This window comes from Leclercia sp. Colony189, from assembly GCF_009740165.1.
GTDB lineage: Bacteria > Pseudomonadota > Gammaproteobacteria > Enterobacterales > Enterobacteriaceae > Enterobacter.
In genome coordinates this window covers 2,453,484-2,473,316 of the sequence record NZ_CP046557.1, presented here as the reverse complement: position 1 = coordinate 2,473,316, position 19,833 = coordinate 2,453,484, and the positions used below count along the sequence as shown (strand labels likewise).

19 protein-coding genes are annotated in these 19,833 nt (G+C 55.7%); 8 read left to right on the top strand and 11 right to left on the bottom strand.

Annotated elements, in window-relative coordinates; translation table 11 throughout:
• Window positions 1-398 precede the first annotated feature (398 nt).
• Window positions 399-1,076, bottom strand: coding sequence for an SOS response-associated peptidase (locus tag GNG29_RS11745; protein WP_103822097.1), 678 nt, complete (start codon window positions 1,074-1,076; stop codon window positions 399-401).
• A 526-nt stretch (window positions 1,077-1,602) separates the two neighbouring features.
• Between GNG29_RS11745 and GNG29_RS11740 the strand changes: the two genes are divergently transcribed.
• On the top strand, window positions 1,603-2,085 hold the full coding sequence (locus GNG29_RS11740) for a glutathione peroxidase (RefSeq protein WP_156654582.1): 483 nt from the start codon (window positions 1,603-1,605) through the stop codon (window positions 2,083-2,085).
• Between the two features lie 69 nt (window positions 2,086-2,154).
• On the opposite strand, the gene GNG29_RS11735 is transcribed toward GNG29_RS11740, so the two are convergent.
• The 4 genes from GNG29_RS11735 to GNG29_RS11720 form a co-directional block, all read right to left on the bottom strand.
• Window positions 2,155-3,186: a methionine synthase gene (locus tag GNG29_RS11735; RefSeq protein ID WP_156654581.1), complete on the bottom strand. Its 1,032-nt coding sequence runs from the start codon at window positions 3,184-3,186 to the stop codon at window positions 2,155-2,157.
• Between the two features lie 28 nt (window positions 3,187-3,214).
• A complete protein-coding gene (locus GNG29_RS11730) occupies window positions 3,215-4,198 on the bottom strand; it encodes a DUF1852 domain-containing protein (protein ID WP_156654580.1) in 984 nt (327 codons plus the stop codon).
• 172 nt (window positions 4,199-4,370) lie between these two features.
• Window positions 4,371-5,141, bottom strand: coding sequence for a hypothetical protein (locus GNG29_RS11725; protein WP_103179750.1), 771 nt, complete (start codon window positions 5,139-5,141; stop codon window positions 4,371-4,373).
• Window position 5,142: 1 nt separating this feature from the next.
• The gene (locus tag GNG29_RS11720) at window positions 5,143-5,340 is read right to left on the bottom strand and encodes a hypothetical protein (protein WP_103179749.1); all 198 of its coding nucleotides are present in this window, start codon (window positions 5,338-5,340) and stop codon (window positions 5,143-5,145) included.
• Between the two features lie 476 nt (window positions 5,341-5,816).
• Here GNG29_RS11720 and ycgZ point away from each other — a divergent pair, with 476 nt between their 5' ends.
• The 7 genes from ycgZ (at window position 5,817) to GNG29_RS11685 (ending at window position 10,909) form a co-directional block, all read left to right on the top strand.
• Complete coding sequence (gene ycgZ / locus GNG29_RS11715; protein ID WP_103179748.1) at window positions 5,817-6,056, top strand: regulatory protein YcgZ; 240 nt, start codon at window positions 5,817-5,819, stop codon at window positions 6,054-6,056.
• A gap of 134 nt (window positions 6,057-6,190) precedes the next feature.
• The gene (locus GNG29_RS11710; protein WP_139156343.1) at window positions 6,191-6,490 is read left to right on the top strand and encodes a hypothetical protein; all 300 of its coding nucleotides are present in this window, start codon (window positions 6,191-6,193) and stop codon (window positions 6,488-6,490) included.
• Between the two features lie 16 nt (window positions 6,491-6,506).
• Entirely contained in the window at window positions 6,507-6,785 is a 279-nt protein-coding gene (locus GNG29_RS11705; protein ID WP_156654579.1) for a biofilm development regulator YmgB/AriR family protein, read from the top strand.
• Between the two features lie 216 nt (window positions 6,786-7,001).
• Window positions 7,002-7,277: a metal/formaldehyde-sensitive transcriptional repressor gene (locus GNG29_RS11700; RefSeq protein ID WP_103179747.1), complete on the top strand. Its 276-nt coding sequence runs from the start codon at window positions 7,002-7,004 to the stop codon at window positions 7,275-7,277.
• A gap of 29 nt (window positions 7,278-7,306) precedes the next feature.
• Window positions 7,307-8,425 carry an S-(hydroxymethyl)glutathione dehydrogenase/class III alcohol dehydrogenase gene (locus GNG29_RS11695; RefSeq protein ID WP_059307835.1) on the top strand — a complete coding sequence of 373 codons (1,119 nt, stop codon included), beginning with the start codon at window positions 7,307-7,309 and terminating at the stop codon, window positions 8,423-8,425.
• A 175-nt stretch (window positions 8,426-8,600) separates the two neighbouring features.
• Window positions 8,601-10,292, top strand: a complete 1,692-nt coding sequence (locus GNG29_RS11690; RefSeq protein ID WP_103179745.1) for a methyl-accepting chemotaxis protein — start codon at window positions 8,601-8,603, stop codon at window positions 10,290-10,292.
• A 164-nt stretch (window positions 10,293-10,456) separates the two neighbouring features.
• On the top strand, window positions 10,457-10,909 hold the full coding sequence (locus GNG29_RS11685) for an energy transducer TonB (RefSeq protein WP_103179744.1): 453 nt from the start codon (window positions 10,457-10,459) through the stop codon (window positions 10,907-10,909).
• 49 nt (window positions 10,910-10,958) lie between these two features.
• On the opposite strand, the gene GNG29_RS11680 is transcribed toward GNG29_RS11685, so the two are convergent.
• From GNG29_RS11680 to GNG29_RS11655, 6 genes are all read right to left on the bottom strand, one after another.
• Window positions 10,959-13,337, bottom strand: coding sequence for a glucose/quinate/shikimate family membrane-bound PQQ-dependent dehydrogenase (locus tag GNG29_RS11680; protein WP_156654578.1), 2,379 nt, complete (start codon window positions 13,335-13,337; stop codon window positions 10,959-10,961).
• A gap of 281 nt (window positions 13,338-13,618) precedes the next feature.
• Window positions 13,619-14,542 carry a LysR substrate-binding domain-containing protein gene (locus GNG29_RS11675; RefSeq protein WP_103179742.1) on the bottom strand — a complete coding sequence of 308 codons (924 nt, stop codon included), beginning with the start codon at window positions 14,540-14,542 and terminating at the stop codon, window positions 13,619-13,621.
• 207 nt (window positions 14,543-14,749) lie between these two features.
• Window positions 14,750-15,625: a 4Fe-4S binding protein gene (locus GNG29_RS11670; RefSeq protein WP_103179741.1), complete on the bottom strand. Its 876-nt coding sequence runs from the start codon at window positions 15,623-15,625 to the stop codon at window positions 14,750-14,752.
• Window positions 15,625-16,458, bottom strand: a complete 834-nt coding sequence (locus tag GNG29_RS11665; RefSeq protein WP_156654577.1) for a DmsC/YnfH family molybdoenzyme membrane anchor subunit — start codon at window positions 16,456-16,458, stop codon at window positions 15,625-15,627. The genes GNG29_RS11670 and GNG29_RS11665 overlap by 1 nt, the downstream gene beginning before the upstream one ends.
• The gene (locus GNG29_RS11660) at window positions 16,451-17,083 is read right to left on the bottom strand and encodes a DMSO/selenate family reductase complex B subunit (RefSeq protein ID WP_103179739.1); all 633 of its coding nucleotides are present in this window, start codon (window positions 17,081-17,083) and stop codon (window positions 16,451-16,453) included. The genes GNG29_RS11665 and GNG29_RS11660 overlap by 8 nt, the downstream gene beginning before the upstream one ends.
• The gene (locus GNG29_RS11655; RefSeq protein WP_156654576.1) at window positions 17,067-19,466 is read right to left on the bottom strand and encodes a DMSO/selenate family reductase complex A subunit; all 2,400 of its coding nucleotides are present in this window, start codon (window positions 19,464-19,466) and stop codon (window positions 17,067-17,069) included. Before GNG29_RS11655 ends, GNG29_RS11660 begins: the two co-directional genes overlap by 17 nt.
• Between the last annotated feature and the right edge of the window lie 367 nt (window positions 19,467-19,833).

Genomic DNA, 19,833 nt, shown 5'->3' with positions numbered 1-19,833 from the left:
ATGCAAAGCCTGAAAGTAAATATTTGTCGAACAGGAAAGATATATCCCTGGACGATCAATAATTGCGCTATGGTGGTGGCTCTACACACCTGCCCGGAGGGGCTATTCCCAACATAAAATTTGAGTGCCCGGTTTGCACGAGCAAGCGGTTTCGTTTTACCTCTTTTAGCCCTACGCAAACCCAACCTCATGGTGCTGTCTGTTCCGTCTGTGGAACCCGACTCACCGCACACTCATGCGTGCCAATGCCAAAAAGAAGACGCTGGCCAAAACAGGTGGTTTAGGTGTTAAAGGGGGGCTAATGCTGGCCCTCCCGATAAATGATTTTGCCGCTACGTTGACGACGCTTTTATATTAACTGCCGTTTCGTTATTTCTGAAAAATAGCGGGCTTTATTTTTACGGCTCGCTTATTTTATTGATTAATTCTGGCCCCTGATTTTTTACGTTTCCCACCGCCCGGGTGACAGGATGCCAGTGGAAATCATCTGCGGGAACGGCACCGGTCTGCGCTATCTCTTCAGCTTCTTTGCTGCTTACCGTCTCGCGAAGCCATTCACGTGCCGCCTGCGGCGTCAGCACCAGCGGTCGTCGGTCGTGAATATCCACCAGCCCTTTATCCGCTGCCGCGGTCACAATCAGGAATCCTTCCGCTTCATCCCCGCGCTCGAACGGTGTACTGCCGATCGCGGCCATAAAGATGGGCTGTCCATCGGCACGGGAGATAAAGTAGGGCTGTTTTTTCTCCCCCTCTTTTTTCCACTCGAACCAGCCGTCGGCAAAGACAATCGCCCGGCCATGGTTCCATAGCGGTTTAAACATCCGGCTGGTGGCGGCGGTCTCCTGTCGGGCGTTAATCAGCGGGGCTTTATCCCACCAGCCAGGGGCGTAACCCCAGAATACCGGGTCGAGATGCAACAGATCGTCGCGTTCGCTGAGCAGCAGCACTTTGGTGCCGGGCGCAACGTTATAGCGCCCGATGGGTTCCGGGTCGTAGGGGATATCGCAGTCTGCTTCATCCGCCAGAAAAGCAAGATACTCTTCCCGGGTCTGCGCCTGGGCGAAACGTCCGCACATAGTTACCTCCGGTGGTTTTCTTAAGTATAGAGGGTGAATTTCCCGGAACCGTAACCTCTGCGGCGGACGGTTGTGCTAAGAGCGATTAACGCGTCACCACCACATCGGTAAAGGTGAAGCGTTTTGGCTGCCCGGTAACCGAAAAACGAGTAGATGGAATAACACCAGAATCAGGCGTATTGACGGGAATATCTACCGGGATGATGCTGCGTCAAGCATCGGGCATCTCAGGCGGGTTTAAGACCCCTCCGGATGACAAATTCCATCGATTAACTGCTTCAGAAGGCAAATAAGCCCGGCCAAAATCAGCACAAAGGCCAGCGCGGTGAATAAAACAATCGTCATCCTCGACTCCATGTTCTCAGTTTTGTTTGGTAAAAATCTTAGATCGCATTTTTCATTTGTCATTATCTTCCGGGTATTTTTCTTATTGCTGGCAGATTCGATACCGGTCAGAAGCGGACATATCCAGGATGAGGCCCTATAATCCTCCACGCCTGAAAACGTTCTGCACTGAGGATCCCAGATGACGACCTTTCATCAACTTACGGCCACCAGCCTGCACGGTCAGCCCATCTCTATGGCCGACTATGCGGGGAAGGTGGTGCTGGTGGTGAACACTGCCAGCCAGTGTGGCTTTACACCCCAGTACGCCGGTCTTGAAAAACTCTACAAAAAGTATGCCGACCAGGGGCTGGTGGTGCTGGGTTTCCCCTGCAATCAGTTCGGTAAGCAGGAGCCTGGCGGCGCGGACGACATTGCCCAGACCTGTCACGTCAATTACGGCGTCAGCTTCCCGATGTTCGGGAAAGTGGAGGTCAATGGCGCAACAGCGCATCCTCTGTTTCGTTATCTGAAAGAGGCGTTGCCCGGCGTACTGGGGGGACGAATCAAGTGGAATTTCACCAAGTTCCTTATCGGACGCGACGGCAAACCGCTCAAACGTTTTGCACCGATGACCACCCCGGAGAAAATGGAAGCTACTATCGTCGCTGCACTTGAAAGCTGATTAATGCAGGCGAAGCAGAGAGATGAGAGGGGAAAAGCCGGACGCGCTGCGCTTGCCCGGCCTGAAGACTTATCGCGCCGCCAGCTCCCGGCGGATAATCTCCGCCCCTGCGCTTAACGCATGGAGCTTGCCGTTAGCCACCTGACGGGACAGGGGAGCCATTCCGCAGTTGGTCGACGGGTAGAGCTTGTCGGCATCCACAAACTGCAGCGCTTTGCGCAGCGTAGCGGCCACTTCCTCTGGCGTCTCGATAGTGTTGGTTGCCACATCAATGGCGCCGACCATCACCTTTTTACCGCGGATTAGCTCCAGCAGATCCATCGGCACGCGCGAGTTGTGGCACTCCAGCGAGATGATATCGATATTCGAGGTCTGCAGTTTGGGGAACGCCTCTTCGTACTGGCGCCACTCTGAACCCAGCGTTTTCTTCCAGTCGGTGTTGGCTTTGATGCCATAGCCGTAGCAGATGTGGACGGCGGTTTCGCACTTCAGCCCTTCAATGGCGCGCTCCAGGGCGGCGATCCCCCAGTCATTCACCTCATCAAAAAAGACGTTAAAGGCGGGTTCGTCGAACTGGATAATATCGACCCCGGCCGCTTCCAGCTCTTTGGCCTCCTGGTTGAGAATTTTTGCAAACTCCCAGGCCAGTTTTTCCCGGCTTTTGTAGTGGTTGTCATAGAGCGTGTCGATCATGGTCATCGGACCCGGCAGCGCCCATTTGATTGGCTGGGTGGTGAGCTGGCGTAAATATTTCGCATCATCAACGAACACTGGCTTCTGACGGGCCACGGCGCCGACGACGGTCGGTACGCTCGCATCATAGCGGTTACGGATTTTAACCACTTCGCGTTTCTCAAAATCGACGCCGCTGAGGTGCTCGATAAAGGTGGTGACGAAGTGCTGGCGCGTTTGCTCACCGTCGCTGACGATGTCAATGCCAGCCCGCAGCTGATCGTCGAGGGACAAACGCAGCGCATCCTGTTTACCGGCGAGCAGTTCTTCGTTCTGCAATTTCCACGGCGACCAGAGGGTCTCCGGCTGTGCCAGCCAGGAGGGTTTCGGCAGGCTGCCGGCAGTGGAGGTGGGGAGCAATGTTTTCATAACAGGTGACCTTATTGTTTTAATGGAATCAACGCACGTACTGAGCAGACCATTGCTCAAGCAGAGTTTTGTACGGTTTGATAAAGTGTTTCTCGGTAAATTTCCCCTGCTCAATGGCCAGCTGGCTACGCTCTTCGCGGTCGTAAACAATTTTGGTCAGGGAGTGATCCTCGTTAGTCAGGCTGGGCTGGTAACAGTGCCCGGCGACCGAATTCGCGTTATAGATCTCAGGACGATAAATCTTCTGGAATGTCTCCATCGTACTGATGGTGCCAATAAGCTCCAGGAAGGTGTAGTCGCTCAGCAAATCGCCGGTGAAGAAAAACGCCAGCGGCGCGGCGCTGTGGGGCGGCATAAAGTAGCGCACCTGCAGACCCATCTTTTTGAAGTACGCTTCTGTTAATGAAGAGCCCTGTTGCTGGTACTCAATGCCTAAAACAGGATGGGCATTGCCGATGCGGTGATAGACATTTTTATTGGAGACGCTGAGGCAGATAACCGGCGGCTTGCTGAAGTTAGCCTTATATTCATCGGAATTAACGAAGTGCTTAAAGATATTGCCGTGCAGTTCGCCAAAATCAGCCGGAATGGTAAAGGTCGTCTGCTGTTTATTATGATCCGGCAGGAGAACGCTGAAATCGTAATCCCGGACATAAGAGGAGAAGTTATTCCCGACGATCCCTTCAATGCGCTCGTGGGTTTTTTTATCAATGATGTTGGTTTTTAAGATTTCAATCGCCGGGAAGGTGGCGTGATTGTCTTCTCCCGCGATATTCATCTCTACGGAGATGATGTCCAGCTCTACGGAATAACGATCGCCGTTCGGGTTGTCCCAGTGCGCTAAGGCGTTGAAACGATTGTCAATCATCACTAACGTATTGCGCAGGTTCTGCTGACGGCTTTCCCCGCGGGCGAGGTTGGCAAAGTTAGTGGTGATCCGCGTGTTTTCGGATGGGTTGTAATTTTCATCGAAACGACTGTGGGTAATCGTGAAGGTGAAAGCGTTATTCATGGTGATGTTTCCCGGCTCTGACATAAAGACTGAAATCCCCTCGCGGTTACAGAAGTCAGTCTGTATGTTGCTAATACGTTAATATGGCTTAAGTTATGCCAGAGCCGGGGAGGGAGTGAAAGCGACTAAATTTCATTGCAACATGAGTCATCTTCATGATGGTGAAAAAATTTCACTCTGCACTCTCCGCATGCCGTTCCAGATCCAGCGCACTGGCGCTGGCGGGGTCGAAAAGTGAAAGGCTTTCAATTTGATCCAGCATGATGACCTTGCGAAACGCCATGGCGCTTTTAGGCTGTGAATCGAGCGTAATATCGTGGTCGGCATACCATTTACTGTAGTTATGCTCAATGCGCAGGCTCAGCGTCTCGCCGTCGCGGTAGCCGCTCAGCATCGGGATCAGCACGATGTTAGCGGTCTTTTCATATTCCAGGGTTGCGGTATGGATCATCCCGATATAAATCCGCCGCGATTTCAGCGTCACCAGCGCCAGTTCGCCTTCCTCCATGCACTGATAAAGCAACTGCTCAATCCCGCTTGCTTGTGACAGGCGCTTGTAAAGCTGCTTGCGGCCTTCGCCGTCCAGCCTGGCGCTGCCCGCCCAGTTCGAGCGGTAGAGACAAAACAGGATGGCAAAAGCCAGCATCACCACTACCGGCGCCTGGATGCCCAGGAAGCTCCAGTTCATAAAATCCACTTGCCAGTTGGCGTTGTCCTGCGCGGTTAAGTGGAAGGTATTGGCAGTGTAAGAGAGCCCGAGCAGTAACAGCCAAAGCAGGCCGGTGGCGATCACGCCCTGCAATACGAAGATACAGCCGTACAGCGCGACCAGAAAATAGACATCCCAGCCAAAGGAGCGCTTAATTTTAAACCGGGTGGAGAGGTCGCGACTCGTGTACCAGTATCCGCTCACCATCAGTACCATAAAGATCGCTGTTCCCATATCAGGCCCTCTTCAGCGCGTTAACATGGCGCAGGAAGTCCTGTCGCACCTCTTTACTTTTATAGTTGACCGAGGCGTTACCATCCTGATCGATAATGATGCGGTCCCCGTCCTCCACGGCCTCAATAATCTCCTGCTGACTCATCACCTGTAGCAGCGACTCAGGGCTGGAGAAAATTGAGGTAAACAGGCGTCTCATAGCGTGGGCTCCTTATAGACAAAAAGCCTAAGCATGGTAGGGGATTGCAAATATTGCCTTAAGGTTATGCTGAAAAGCGTCAGGTTACGCTCAGCCTTTTCCCCCTCCACGCTCCCGGAATCATGTTAATCATTAAAGTGTCATTGACGTGGCCGAAGCTGTACAACCTGGATGTAGAACTGAGCGGTTAGTAGGGCAGTTTATGATGCGCGGGAAGCGCTGTTTTCAAGCGGAGTTCCATGATTAATGGAAGATTCTTAAGTCTTATTAATTAATCGCTTACTGAAAATAGTTTTTTGTAAGCTTTGAACGCCAGATAATTTTTAATGCCTTTTAAGGCGTTGATATTTTTAAAATTAACTTAGGTTGCTATGTAAAATCGCAAAAACTTGTACACGCACCATGTACAACTATAGCGGTTTGGTATATTTTAACATCACTTTAACTCCTAACCTAAATGTCAATCCGGAGCATCTATGCGAGGTAACAGTTCGCGCCAAAGTTCAGCTGAGGCAATCACCGCCTATTTTAATAAAGCCAGTCTGCGTAGCCAGCAGGAGACGCTGGGGCTCATTGTCGGTGAGATTCTGAATGAGGGACGTAACCTGAGCCGACTGGCTATCTGTACCAGGTTATTACGCCGGGTAGAAGAGACGGAAGATGAAGCAGAAATTGCCCACTATAATGAGCTGATCGCACTGTTTTTTGAACGATAGAGAGTGTTAGCGCTTCTGTGTCTTAAAGCAGTCGATATAGGCGTTTGCGCAAAGTGGAAAAGCATCTTACGCAAAATAGTATATTGATAGCGATGAGAGGTAGCCCGGCTACGTTCAGTCGCGTGAGAACAGTTATGCATAGAACGAAATCTGAAAAGCTGAGGGACGATCTTATTGGCGAAGCTGTGTTGTTAATTTTAAAAGACAACGGTCCGATAAATTTTAAGACGCTGGCAGTAAAACTGAAAATTATGGCCAGCACAGAGCGTGATGTTGAACGACGAAGTGCACTGTCGGCGGCAGCATTAGAGGTTGAGCAAAAGGTTAAATCCAGTCGTGGCGTACAGACAGAATACAGAAGTCATTGTTATGTCAACAGAATGCACCATCTTATGGTGAATGATACTCAGCATAAATACGATAAAAAACATTAATCTTTGGGTGGATAATATGCAACCTAATATTTCTCAGCACACACCGCATTTCAATGCCCTTCAGGATCAGGCGCTGGCATCCTACTTCCGTTCAGCCGGCGGTGCCTTGTCCGTGGAGTCTGCCATCTTAGGTTCAGCGATAAGATGTATTATTCTCAGTGGTGATAACCTCACTAATAAGCAAATTATTCTTCAGCTAATTTACGCGCTTGAACAAACAGCGGATCAAGAGGCTGCCGACGTCATACGCAATACGCTCGAAATTGTTGTGGGTTTCACGCAGGATGATATTTAAGCATCACTTACGCCGGTGGCACCCGCATAATAAAGGTCTGGTAAAATAGCCGACGCAAACTGCCCTTAACCAGGGCAGCAGCATCTTCTGAAGTATCCTCACACCTGCCCCAACCTGACTTCCCCGTCTCATTGCGACACCTCTCTGAACATTCCCGTTTGCAGCTCCGTGTAAAATAAAATAGTATACCCCCCTACAGTATCCAGGAGCCCTCCGATGCCACATTCACCTGAAGACAAAAAACGTGTCCTGACGCGCGTGCGCCGCATTCGCGGACAGGTCGATGCCCTGGAGCGGGCGCTTGAGTCCGGCGAACCTTGCCTTGCTATCCTGCAGCAAATCGCCGCGGTGCGCGGCGCCGCAAACGGGCTGATGGGCGAGATGGTTGAAATTCACCTCAAAGATGAGCTGGTGACGGGCGATACCACCGCCGATCAGCGGGCTGTAAGAATGGCGGAAGTCGGCCATTTGCTGCGCTCTTATCTAAAATAAACACCTGACATCACTAAAAGGAAAGCAAGATGAAATCACGTGCTGCTGTTGCATTTGGCCCAGGCCAGCCGTTGAAAATCGTTGAAATTGATGTGGCGCCACCAAAGAAGGGTGAAGTGCTGGTCAAAATCACCCACACCGGCGTGTGTCACACCGACGCGTTTACCCTGTCGGGTGACGATCCGGAAGGCGTTTTCCCGGCGGTGCTCGGCCATGAGGGCGGTGGCGTGGTGGTGGAAGTCGGCGAGGGCGTCACCAGCCTGCAACCGGGCGATCACGTCATCCCGCTGTACACTGCTGAGTGTCGCGAGTGTAAGTTCTGTAAATCCGGCAAAACCAACCTCTGCCAGGCGGTGCGCGCCACCCAGGGTAAAGGGCTGATGCCGGACGGCACCACCCGTTTCTCATACAACGGTGAGCCGATCTATCACTACATGGGCACCAGCACCTTCAGCGAATACACCGTCTGCGCTGAAATCTCGCTGGCAAAAGTGAACCCGCAGGCGCCGCTGGATAAGGTCTGTCTGCTGGGCTGCGGCGTCACCACCGGTATTGGTGCCGTCCACAACACCGCCAAAGTGAAAGAGGGCGATACCGTGGCGGTATTCGGTCTGGGCGGCATCGGTCTGGCAGTGATCCAGGGGGCGGTACAGGCGAAAGCCGGACGCATTCTGGCGGTGGACACCAACCCGGAAAAATTCAAGCTGGCGGGTGAAATGGGCGCGACCGACTTCATCAACCCGAACGACTACGACAAGCCCGTTCAGGAGGTCATTGTTGAACTCACCGACGGCGGCGTCGACTTCAGCTTTGAGTGCATTGGTAACGTCAACGTCATGCGTGCCGCGCTGGAGTGCTGCCATAAGGGCTGGGGCGAAAGCGTGATTATCGGCGTGGCCGGTGCGGGTCAGGAGATCAAAACCCGTCCGTTCCAGCTGGTGACTGGCCGCGTATGGCGTGGCTCCGCGTTTGGCGGCGTAAAAGGGCGCACCCAACTGCCGGGTATGGTAGAGGACGCGATGGCGGGCAAAATTCAGCTCGATCCGTTCATTACCCACCGCCTGCCGCTGGATCAGATCAACGAGGCTTTCGATCTGATGCACGAAGGGAAATCCATCCGTACCGTTATCCATTTCGGCGATAACTGATAAACCTTCTCTCTCCCGCTGCGCCTTTATGGGCAGCGGGACTACATCTCTTTAAAAATCATTGCGAAAGTGTGACCAGTGTTGCGATTTTAGCCGTAATCAAATTCTCTGTCGTGCCGATGACTACTTTACAGGCGTGTTTCCACGCATCTTACCTATGAGAGAGTCTACGGCTATGGACAAAACAACAACAGTTCGGGCGCAACATAAGCTGGGCTTCCTGCATCACATCAGGCTGCTTCCGCTTTTCTCCTCGATTTTGGGTGGCATTATTTTGCTGTTTGCCCTGAGCGCGGGGTTGGCAGGTTATTTTTTACTCCAGGCAGATAAAGATCAGCAGGATGTAACGGCTGAGATCCAGGTCCGTACCGGGTTGTCAAACAGTTCAAACCATCTGCGCACGGCGCGTATCAACATGATCCATGCGGGCGCTGCCAGCCGTATCGCCGAAATGGATGAGATGAAAAAGAACATCGCGGAAGCAGAGCAGCGCCTTAAACAGTCCCAGGCCGGTTTTGCCGCCTACATGAGCCGTGGCGTTCGCACCCCGGCGGACGAAGCGCTGGATGGCGATCTGAAGACCAACTACCAGGCCTACATTGATGGCATGCAGCCGATGCTGAAATATGCCAAAAACGGCATGTTTGAAGCCATCATCAACCACGAAAATGAGACGGCGCGTCCGCTGGATGATGCTTATAACGAGGTGCTGCTGAAAGCGATCAAGATCCGTACCGAACGCGCGAATATGCTCACCGAACAGGCGCACACCCGCACCCAGCTGGGGCTAATGTTTATGATCGGTGCCTTTGGTCTGGCCCTGGTGCTGACGGTGATCACCTTTATCGTTCTGCGTCGCACGGTGATTAACCCGCTGCAACGTGCGGCAACCCGCATTGAACATATTGCGAAAGGCGATCTGACGCTGCCAGAAGAGCAGACCGGGCGCAGTGAAATTGGCCGTCTGACCCACGATCTGCAAACCATGCAGCGCTCGCTGGTGAATACCGTGGGCACCGTGCGTCAGGGCGCGGAAGAGATCTACCGCGGCACCAGCGAAATCTCTGCCGGTAACACCGATCTCTCATCACGTACCGAACAGCAGGCCGCCGCTATCGAGCAGACCGCTGCCAGCATGGAACAGCTGACCGCCACCGTGAAGCAGAACGCCGATAACGCGCACCACGCCAGCAAGCTGGCGGAAGATGCCTCCGGTAAAGCCAGCCGCGGCGGCCAGATGGTCTCCGGGGTGGTGAAAACCATGGGCAACATCTCCAGCAGCTCGAAGAAAATCTCCGAAATCACCGCGGTGATCAACAGCATCGCCTTCCAGACCAACATCCTGGCGCTGAACGCCGCGGTGGAAGCCGCCCGTGCCGGTGAGCAAGGGCGCGGGTTTGCGGTGGTCGCCAGCGAAGTCCGCACCCTGGCCAGCCGCAGCGCCAACGCTGCGAAAGAGATTGAAGGGCTAATCAGCGAGTCGGTTTCGCTCATCGATCAGGGCTCCGGGGAAGTGGTTGCCGCAGGTAACACCATGAGCGAAATCGTGGAAGCGGTTAAACGCGTCACCGATATCATGCTGGAGATTGCCGCCGCTTCCGACGAGCAGAGCCGGGGCATTGAGCAGGTCAGCCAGGCGATCTCGGAGATGGATAAAGTGACCCAGCAGAACGCCTCGCTGGTGGAAGAAGCCTCCGCCGCGGCGGCCTCGCTGGAAGATCAGGCTGCCCGTCTGACCGAAGCGGTAGGCGCCTTCCGCTTGCAGGGTATGGGCCAGGCCCGCAGCAGCAGTAAAGCGGCGCCTGTCGCGCCAGCCGCACCGCTGCGCCCGGCCGTTGCCGATGGTGATAACTGGGAAACCTTCTGATCCCCAGCCGCATCCTGCCGGGTGGCGCTGCGCTTACCCGGCCTACAAAACCGTAGGCCCGTGCAAGCGAAGCGCCGCCGGGCAAAAAAGGGTTCATGTTTCGACATGAACCCTTTTTTTATTCCCCGCTATGATGGATGTAAGGGCTAAAGAGGAACAGGACGATGAAACGATTTACGCAGGTGGTTTGCACAGCGTGGTTACTGGCCGGGTGTGCCTCCGGCGGCAGCGTGGGGGTGGGCGGCATCGGGATCGGCGGCGGCGGGGGGAGCAGCGGAGTGGGGGTCGGGTTATCTTTCCCGGTGGGCGGCAGCACATCGACCGTCGATAACGGGCAGGCGGACTGCGACGGCGACGTATACCGGGTGCAGCCGCGCTATCCTGAGCAGGCCGCGGCGCAGAACTATTCCGGCAGGGTGACGGTTTCGTTTAACGTCAAGCTCAATGGCCGCGCGACGGATTACGAAGCCGCAGGGGATAAACCCTTCTTCGAGGAGACAAAACGCGCCGTCTTACGCAGCTGCTGGCCAGCAGGCGTCCATCAGAACCTGGTGGTGAGTTACCAGAACGGCAAGACGGCAACCTGGATCGAAAATTCTCTCTCCGCTAAGCCGTAGAAATAAAAAAGCCGGCCACAAAGGTAGCCGGCTCGACGGTTAAAGGCGATTACGGCTTATCAGGCAGCGCATAGGCGATGATGTAATCCCCGCGATCCGGAGACTGACGCGCGCCACCCGCATTGATGATGATGTACTGCTTGCCGGTTTTCGGCGACACGTAGGTCATCGGCCCGGACTGGCTGCCCACCGGCAGGCGGTCTTTCCAGATCTCTTTCCCGTTGGCGGTATCGAACGCGCGCAGGTAGAAATCCTGCGTACCGGCGAAGAACAGCAGGCCAGACTGGGTGGAGAGCGACGCGCCCAGCGTCGGCATGCCAATCGGGATTGGCATGTGCATGCGGATGCCCAGCGGACCGGTATCTTCTACAGTACCTACCGGCACCTGCCACACCAGCTTGCCGGACTTCAGATCCACGGCAGACAGGGTGCCGAACGGCGGTTTCTGGCACGGAATACCCAGCGGCGACAGGAAGCGTTCGCGCATCGCACCGAACGGTGTCCCGTCCATCGGCACAATCCCCATCTCAATCCCGCTGGCATTTTTGGCTACGTTGGCGCGCGGCACCATGTAGTTCGCCAGCCCCAGGCGCATGTCGTTCACGAACATCAGGCTGTTGTTCGGGTCAACCGAGACGCTGCCCCAGTTCATGCCGCCGAGCGAGCCCGGGAACTGCAGGGAGCGATCGAGACCCGGCGGGGTAAAGACGCCCTGGTGGCGCATCTCTTTAAACTGGATGCGGCAGAGCAGCAGGTCAACCGGCGTAGCGCCCCACATATCCGATTCGGTCAGGGTCTGGTTGCCAATCATCGGCATGCCGACGGAGTATGGCTGGGTCGGGGAGTAACGCTCGCCTTCAACATTTCCGGCAGGCACCGGACGCTCTTCCACCTTCGCCACCGGCTGGCCGGTTTCGCGGTTGAGCATAAAGATCATGCCCTGCTTGCTGGTCTGCACCAGCACTGGCGTGGAGCCGCCTTTACCATCCGGCAGATCGTACAGCAGCGGCTGCGACGGCAGGTCGAAGTCCCAGAGATCGTGGTGGGTGGTCTGGAAATGCCAGCGTACCTGACCGGTTGTGGCATCCACTGCCACAATGGAGGAGCTGTATTTATCATCCAGTTCGGTACGCTGACCGGCCCAGAAGTCCGGGGTGGCGTTACCGGTCGGAAGGTAGATCAGGTTCAGCTTCGCGTCATAGGACATGGCTGACCAGACGTTCGGCGTCCCGCGGGTATAGGTCTGGCCTTCCGGTGGCAGGCCGGTGATGTTCGGGTTACCCGGATCCCAGGCCCAGGCCAGCTTGCCGCTGTGCACATCATAGGCACGCACCACGCCCGGCGGCTCATCGGTGGAGAAGTTATCCGCCACGCGGCCACCTACCACCACGACGTTGCCCGCCACCAGCGGGGTGGAGGTTTGCTGATAGTAGCCAGGCTTCACTTCACCCATACCGACGCTGAGATCGACCACGCCATGCTCGCCGAAGTCCTCACACAGCTTGCCGGTATCGGCGTTGATGGCGATAAGACGGGCATCGGTGGTCGGCAGGAACAGACGACGCGGACAGGCAGCAGGCTGGGTTTCAGCCTGTGACGTTGTCACATTTGCACTCTCTTCAAAATAGCCCAGACCACGGCAGCGCTGCCAGTTTGGCGCGGTGGCTTTGGAATCATAGCGCCACTTCTCTTTGCCGGAGTCGACATCCAGCGCCAGCACCTTGCTGTAGGGCGTACAGACGTAGAGCGTATCGCCAATCTGCAGCGGAGTGTTCTGATCTTCCGCCCCGGAGCCGTTGCTCTGGGGAATGTCGCCGGTGTGGGCAACCCAGGCTACTTTCAGATCGCTCACGTTCTGCTTGTTAATCTGATCCAGGGCGGCAAAGCGGTCGCCGTGGGTGGTGTTACCCCAGTGCGCCCAGTTTTTCTGCTGCTGCCGCGCGGCCACCGGTTTTACCGGTACGGGTTCGTTAGCGGCAACCAGGGTCTGCGGTTTAAACATCCAGCCAAGGCTCACCAGCATCAACACCGCCAGCACGGCGGCAACGCCGAACGCCGGGGTTTTATTGACCGGACGATCTGCGCCGCGCAGGAACGGCCAGACAAGGGCGGCCAGGAACGCCAGCACCGCAAAAGTGAACAGGCGTGAGAAGAGCGGCCAGAAATCCCAGCCTGCGTCGCTTACGGCCCAGATCAGCGAGGCGATAAACGCCACCGCGTAAAGGAGAATACCGCTGGTGCGCCCGCGTGCGATCAGGAATGCGGCGATCAGCATCACCACGCCCATGATCAGGAAGTACCAGCTTCCCCCTACGGTGGCGAGCTTAAAGCCCAGCCCACCGACGGCCAGCCCGATGATCGCCATCAGACCAACCAGTAGCCACTGCAGGAACCGGGGGAACCCACGTAGCGAATTACCTATAGCCATTTCTGTCTCCTGAAATAATCGCCTCTTCTCTGGCCAGGGCAGATTCAAACCTGAACCAAATGGGTAACAGAAGAGAAGATCCTTAATGAAAATGTCGGGCATGACGCCATTGTGGCGCCTGAGAGATCACCGCTGTGTTATTAAAATGAACCATTTGGTGAAATCGGCGGGTATGATAAATCTGTTAAATTGTTTAGTGCAATTGTTAATGAATGATTTCGCATTATTTGAGTAATGGAAACAAAAAGCCCGTCATCACGACGGGCTGGAGAGGGGTGAGATTAGACTGGCATCGATTTACGTATCGCGCTCAGCAGCGTCTGGGTGGCGGCGGAGAGCGGGGCGTCCACGCGGGTTAATACCCCAATCGGTTCGCCTGGACCGGGCGTCGTCACCGGCAACGCCACCAGCGTGCCCTGACGCAGATCCTCTTTCACTGCCCCGGACGGGACAAACCAGACATAGTCATAATCGACCGTCAGCTGACGCGACAGCGAGGCCGAGAGGGTTTCAATGCAGCCTGGTGGCAGTTTGCATCCCTGGGTTTGCAGCAAGGTTTCGGCATTCTGGCGCGGCACGGTGCCTTTCGGCGACACCACCACCGGCCACTCCATCACCCGGCTGAGGGTCACGGTATCGTTGAGGATGGGATGGCGCGGACGGACCACCAGCTTCAGGGACTCCAGGAAGAGCAGCTCATAGTTCAGGCCGCTCATCAGCTCCGGGTCCGACATTCTGCCGATCCCCAGATCCAGCTCGCCCGACTTCAGGCCCGCCAGCAGCATGGTGTTATTCATGGTGGCGACCTGCAAGGTGATGTTGCGCTGCTGCTTGTGGAACTGGCCGATGACCGCCGGCAAAATGCCCAGCGCCGCGGTGGGCAGGGCACCAATGCGCACGACATCGGGCACCACATCGTTACGCCGCGTCAGCGACTGGCCCGCGGTATTCAGGGCATCCAGGACTTTGACGGCATGAGTCAGGAACTGCTCGCCCATGAGCGTCAGTTGCGCGCCCAGGCGCCCGCGTTCGAACAGCCGCGTGCCGGTGAGCTGCTCCAGCTCGTTCAGCGTTTTTGAAAGCGCAGGCTGGCTCAGATTAAGGGTTTCAGCCGCGCGCCCAAGCGTACCCTGCTGAGCGACGGCCACAAAAGTATGAAGATGGCGCAGACGAATGCGCTGAGAAAACAAGCCATTTTTTTCCATAAGCGATGTTAAAAACAGAGCCTTCAGCGTGACAAGAAAAGTTATTTAATTTTGATAACTTGATAGCAAAATATCATTAACATTTCATCGGTTTTAGTAAAGCATCGAATAAAATCTGTCGCTTACATGCACTATCAGGGGAGACCTGGTGAGAAGGTGTAGGGGGAGAGAGCCATTTTGCATAACAAAATGGCAACATTAAAGGGGTTACGCTTCCCGCATTGCGAAAGCGTGGCGCTGGCAGATATGACAGCGATCCGCCTCAGGGGAGAAGGTGTAGAAGGTGTGATGGCAGCTACGACAGGTTTTTACCGCAAACGGATAGCGTTGTGGCGTTGCGGCCTGTAGCTGGTGCTCAATGCGGATCGCAGCGGAAAAACAGACAGCGGTACAACTGTTACAGCCCGTACAGCGGGCAGGGTCCCACGCCAGCGCCGTCTCAGTTATTTGAAGCGCATTTTCAGGGCAGGCTCTGGCGCAGGCGCCGCAGGCCATACACAGGGACAACGACAAGGAGAGCTGATACTCGCTGAAGGACGATAATAACGCTCTGCGGGCGCGGCGACCGGCGCTGACCCGGCCTGACTGGACGTTCTCCTCGGGGATGTGCAGCCAGTGACGACGTAGCGGGTTAACGGCGCGGGGCGTCGGCGGAAAAATCTGCCACTCCGGCTCCCGGAGCTGCCGCAGGGTGAGGTTTAATTCGGCGACGACCCGGACCCACACCGGATGATCGGCGCTCTCCAGCGCCACGCCCCGGATGGCATACTGGAAATGCCACATCAGTAATTCATCGGCGGTTATGCAGGCTGAAAACGGCGCGACTAAGCGATCGGCCTGATAGTTCCTGAGCGTGGGAGTCAGATTTTCCGGGGCGTCGGTGGGACACGGAAAGAGGCAGTTACCGCAGCGCAGACAGCTTGCGTCATCGATCGTCTGCCCGGCGGCGGAAAGGGTAATAGCCGCCACCGGGCACGCGTCTGCGCAGGCGCGGCAGGGGTGGCGAGGGAAGGTGCGGCGCAAACAAGAAGCCCCCACGCCAGGGGGCGCAGGGGGCTTAGCGTTAAGGCGAAAAATAGCCATCAGTGAATGTTAAAGAAAACAAAGCGGAACGCGATCTCCGCCAGCACCAGCAGCACGCCACCGGCCAGAAGCCCGGTTCTGCGGTTGCGCCAGCCGCTTACGGCAAACAGTACCGCTCCGACGACAGAGGCGACCCAGCAGACCAGGCGCAGCCCTTCGAGCCGGGCAAATGCCTCCAGCGGCTGATGAGGCAGGGTCACCACGCTCTTCAGCGGCGCGTTGGCCAGATAATCCATGTATGCCGGCTGCGCCAGCAGGCGGATCGCGACAATGCCCACCACGCACACCACCGCCAGGCGTAACAGGGTATTGCGCGTCTGCATTACCGGCCCGGTGTTGAGGATCGGCAGCCAGGCCATCCCCACCGCGCCGAGGATGCCCACCGCACCATAGAACATCAGCCAGGTGTTGAAGTGCATCCAGGTGATGATAGAGCTGTTGGCGTAGATGGCGCTCATGCACCAGACGTCAATCAGCCCCAGCAGCGCCGCAATGGGTAACAGGACGCTGACCAGTCTCTTTTTCACCAGCAGGATCAGCGTACACAGCCCCAGCACAGCCAGATAGAAGCTGGCAAAGACGATTTCACGGCTTAACCACGAGCTGGCGACGTGGCGCAGCGCGTTAAAGGCGTTCAGCGGATAGCCCAGGTGCAGGGTGGAGGCGATTAACCCCAGGCCACCCATCACGCAGGCTGTCAGCAATACCGGCAGCAGCTGACGCGTTGCCTGCGGGAGCGGTTTTGCCGCACCCGCGCCGAGCGTGAGGAACAGCGTGATGCCAACGGAACCCTGTACCAGAAGGGTAAATATCAGTAACGGCAACTCATGCATGCGGTTGCTCCTCTTTCTCAGCGCCCTGGTGTGGCTTGATCACCAGGTTAGGATGCGTGATGGATGAATCCGGCAGTCCCTGCACATCACAGACGCTGCCGTAGCGGGCGCGCAGTTCGTCAATCGGGCCGAACTTGATGGCACCCAGCGGACAGGTAGCGACGCAGATCGGCTGTTCTCCTTTGGCCTGCAGATCGACGCAAAAATCGCATTTGGACATCTGGCCCGTCTCTTCATTCATCTGCGGCGCGCCATAAGGACACGACCAGGCGCAGTAGCCGCAGCCCACACATTTGCGGGTATCAACCCGCACGATGCCGTCGCCGGGCCGCTTGTGCATGGCCGTTGTCGGGCAGTTTTTAGTGCAGATCGGATCTGCGCAGTGGTTGCAGGAGATCGACAGGGTATAGGCGAAGACGTTCTGCGCCATGCCGCCCTGTCCGGTTGGGATAAACCCGCCGCCTTTCACCTCGTAAACGCGGCGGAAGCGACGGCCCACCTCGAGATTATGTTTATCCTTGCAGGCCACCTGGCAGGCTTTACAGCCTGAGCAGCGGGACGAGTCGATAAAGAACCCCAGCTGTTTATCGCTGACGGGTGGAAAATCATTAAACTGCTGCGTCATACTTTGCGACCTCCACAAGCATGGTTTGATGAGCATTACCTTTAGCAAGCGGAGTGATACGCGCCGAGCTAAGAACGTTTGGACAACCGCCGAGATCGACGCCGTTAGCGTCCGGTAGCCACCAGGCGCCAGCCTGCATGGCGACGACCCCAGGCATGATCCGGACGGTCACTTCTGCCGGCACCTGGCAGATGCCGCGCTGGTTATGAATACGGACCGTGTCACCCTGGCGAATGCCGCGTTTTTCCGCATCCAGCGGGTTGATCCACAGCTTCTGAACCTGCACCTCCTGCAGCCACGGGTTGGCGTACTGGGTGGAGTTAGCGCGGTTTTTGCCCTTCCAGGTGATGAGCTGCAGCGGGAACTGTTTCGTCAGCTCATCTTCAGGGCCTTCCTGGGCTGGAACGTAGTGCGACAGGGCAGGGATGTCCGGGTTATGCATGTCATAGAGCCGCTTTGAGAAGATCTCAATTTTGCCCGATGGTGTCGGGAACGGGTTATTCTCCGGGTCGCGGATGTTCGCTTCGAAGGCGATAAGCGGTTTGCTTTTGAACAGATGCTGACGCTGTTGCTGTAACTCGCTAAAGGTAGGCAGATGTTCATCTGGCATGGAGAGGCGCGTCTGCTCCCAGATGTGCTCAATCCACTCTTTCTCGCTGCGGCCTTCGCTGAACTGCGCTTCGATACCCAGCTTCGCCGCCACTTCCCGCTGCCAGTCATAGTCAGAGCGACGTTCGAACTCAGGCTCAACGATCTTTTCGGACAGAATCAGATAGCTGCCGGTACCCCAGCTTTCGCCAATGTTCCAGCGCTCCATAAAGCTGGTTTCCGGCAGCAGGAGATCCGCATAGCGGGCGCTGGGCGTCAGGTAGAGATCGCTTGCGACAATAAACTCAATTTTGGATTCATCTTCCAGGACTTTCACCGCCTGATGAATATCCGGGTTCTGGTTGGCGAGGTAGTTGCCCGCCAGCGAGAACAGGAGCCGGATATTGCTCTTCAGCTGCGTTGCCCCCGTCAGGCCATCTTCCGGCGTCACCTTGCTGGCATCATCGGCGGCCTGCACCCAGTTCATGATCGAGATTTTTTCTTTCACCGGGTTGTCCGGCATCTCCGGGCCGGTGGCAAACTTACGGTTGCCGATGCCGCCGTAGCCCGCTGCCCAGCCGCCTTTTACGCCGACGTTACCGGTGATGGTCGCCAGCAGCGTGGAGCCACGGGCGGTGCGCTCGCCGCAGATATGGCGCTGCGGCCCCCATCCCTGGATCAGCGCCGCGGGTTTGGTGGTGGCGTAGTCGCGGGCGAGCTGGCGAATGGTCTGGGCCGGGACGTGGGTGATTTTTTCTGCCCATTCCGGCGTTTTCACCACACCATCTTTTTTGCCCATCAGATAGGCCACCAGCGACTCGTTAGCGGGCACCCCTTCCGGCATGTTCTCCTCATCAAAGCCCAGGGTATAGCGATCGATAAAGGCTTTATCGTGCAGGTTTTCGCTGACGATGACGTACATCATCGCATCCATCAACGCGTTATCGGTTGACGGTAAAAGCGGAACCCACTCATCGGCCAGCGACGACACGGTATCGGAGTAGCGCGGGTCGACGACAATAAAGCGGGTGCCGTTCTGCTTCATCTGCTGAAAATAGTGGTTGGTATGGCCGAAAATGGTTTCCGTCGGGTTATGCCCCCAGAGGATCACCAGGCGGGTATCCTGCAACGTATCAAGGGAATTGCCGGTAGCGACCGTACCGTAGGTATAAGGTGTGGCGGCGGCGGTATTGCCCATACTGACGGAGTGGTAATATTCCAGATGCCCGCCGGTCAGGTTCAATAAACGGCGCATCATTTTATCGCCGGAAAAAGTGCCGCCGCTGACTGCGGTATTATTGTGCACGAAGCGGGATTCAGGACCATATTTCTTCGTAATGCGGGTAATATTATCCGCGATCAGGGTTGTCGCCTCATCCCAGGATATGCGTTCAAATTTACCTTCGCCACGCTTACCTACCCGTTTCATTGGATATTTCAGACGATCGGGATGATAAACAAATTTACGATAGCTACGACCGCGCACACAGGCTCGCATCACCGGCATATCGGGATCGAGTGCGGCATCCGGCCGGGTCGTAATTTGGGTCACTACGCCATCGGCAATATGCGCACGAATATCGCATTTACCGCCGCAGTCAAAGGTACTGCAGGTTTGCACCACCCGTGCGGCAGGCGTCGTACCCACCGCAGGGGCCTCTGCGCCAGGGGTAGAGGCGCTTGCACGCCGGGAGGTCAAAAAAGGCAAGGCGATGGCGGCGGAACCCGCCTTCAGGAAACTTCTGCGCGACACCCCGGACGGGAAGGCATCTTCATTGTTTTCAGGTACAGACATATTATTCCCTCATAAAAAATGTCCTTATTTTCCCTGATGCTTTAAAAGAGGTGGTTGATATTTATCAAAGAGGGTCATTAACCAGATTTAACGGCGGAAAATTAAGACTGTTGCGATAATAATTATCATTTATTCATAGTGCGGAAAATGAGCGAATAATTTTGCTATGGGGTTAATGACAGCGGGAATTTCAATAAATAATCAGAATAATAAAAGTTAAAATATGTACAGTGCTGCCACTATTAATAATGCAGGATATAAATGTTTGTTAGCGGATATTTTCGTTTCACTTCAGATCGGGGGGGTTATCGCTTCTTTAACAGCGAAGCATGAAAAACAGGCAGCCAACCACTCAGATCACAATTCG

What these genes read in the sequence shown, in the direction of transcription:
- GNG29_RS11670 (WP_103179741.1), bottom strand. Translation starts at nt 15,625, where the DNA reads ATGGCTATTTTTCGCCTTAACGCTAAGCCCCCTGCGCCCCCTGGCGTG.
- ycgZ (WP_103179748.1), top strand. Translation starts at nt 5,817, where the DNA reads ATGCGAGGTAACAGTTCGCGCCAAAGTTCAGCTGAGGCAATCACCGCC.
- GNG29_RS11665 (WP_156654577.1), bottom strand. Translation starts at nt 16,458, where the DNA reads ATGCATGAGTTGCCGTTACTGATATTTACCCTTCTGGTACAGGGTTCC.
- GNG29_RS11655 (WP_156654576.1), bottom strand. Translation starts at nt 19,466, where the DNA reads ATGTCTGTACCTGAAAACAATGAAGATGCCTTCCCGTCCGGGGTGTCG.
- GNG29_RS11700 (WP_103179747.1), top strand. Translation starts at nt 7,002, where the DNA reads ATGCCACATTCACCTGAAGACAAAAAACGTGTCCTGACGCGCGTGCGC.
- GNG29_RS11745 (WP_103822097.1), bottom strand. Translation starts at nt 1,076, where the DNA reads ATGTGCGGACGTTTCGCCCAGGCGCAGACCCGGGAAGAGTATCTTGCT.
- GNG29_RS11690 (WP_103179745.1), top strand. Translation starts at nt 8,601, where the DNA reads ATGGACAAAACAACAACAGTTCGGGCGCAACATAAGCTGGGCTTCCTG.
- GNG29_RS11720 (WP_103179749.1), bottom strand. Translation starts at nt 5,340, where the DNA reads ATGAGACGCCTGTTTACCTCAATTTTCTCCAGCCCTGAGTCGCTGCTA.
- GNG29_RS11735 (WP_156654581.1), bottom strand. Translation starts at nt 3,186, where the DNA reads ATGAAAACATTGCTCCCCACCTCCACTGCCGGCAGCCTGCCGAAACCC.
- GNG29_RS11685 (WP_103179744.1), top strand. Translation starts at nt 10,457, where the DNA reads ATGAAACGATTTACGCAGGTGGTTTGCACAGCGTGGTTACTGGCCGGG.
- GNG29_RS11705 (WP_156654579.1), top strand. Translation starts at nt 6,507, where the DNA reads ATGCAACCTAATATTTCTCAGCACACACCGCATTTCAATGCCCTTCAG.
- GNG29_RS11740 (WP_156654582.1), top strand. Translation starts at nt 1,603, where the DNA reads ATGACGACCTTTCATCAACTTACGGCCACCAGCCTGCACGGTCAGCCC.
- GNG29_RS11730 (WP_156654580.1), bottom strand. Translation starts at nt 4,198, where the DNA reads ATGAATAACGCTTTCACCTTCACGATTACCCACAGTCGTTTCGATGAA.
- GNG29_RS11710 (WP_139156343.1), top strand. Translation starts at nt 6,191, where the DNA reads ATGCATAGAACGAAATCTGAAAAGCTGAGGGACGATCTTATTGGCGAA.
- GNG29_RS11695 (WP_059307835.1), top strand. Translation starts at nt 7,307, where the DNA reads ATGAAATCACGTGCTGCTGTTGCATTTGGCCCAGGCCAGCCGTTGAAA.
- GNG29_RS11725 (WP_103179750.1), bottom strand. Translation starts at nt 5,141, where the DNA reads ATGGGAACAGCGATCTTTATGGTACTGATGGTGAGCGGATACTGGTAC.
- GNG29_RS11675 (WP_103179742.1), bottom strand. Translation starts at nt 14,542, where the DNA reads ATGGAAAAAAATGGCTTGTTTTCTCAGCGCATTCGTCTGCGCCATCTT.
- GNG29_RS11680 (WP_156654578.1), bottom strand. Translation starts at nt 13,337, where the DNA reads ATGGCTATAGGTAATTCGCTACGTGGGTTCCCCCGGTTCCTGCAGTGG.
- GNG29_RS11660 (WP_103179739.1), bottom strand. Translation starts at nt 17,083, where the DNA reads ATGACGCAGCAGTTTAATGATTTTCCACCCGTCAGCGATAAACAGCTG.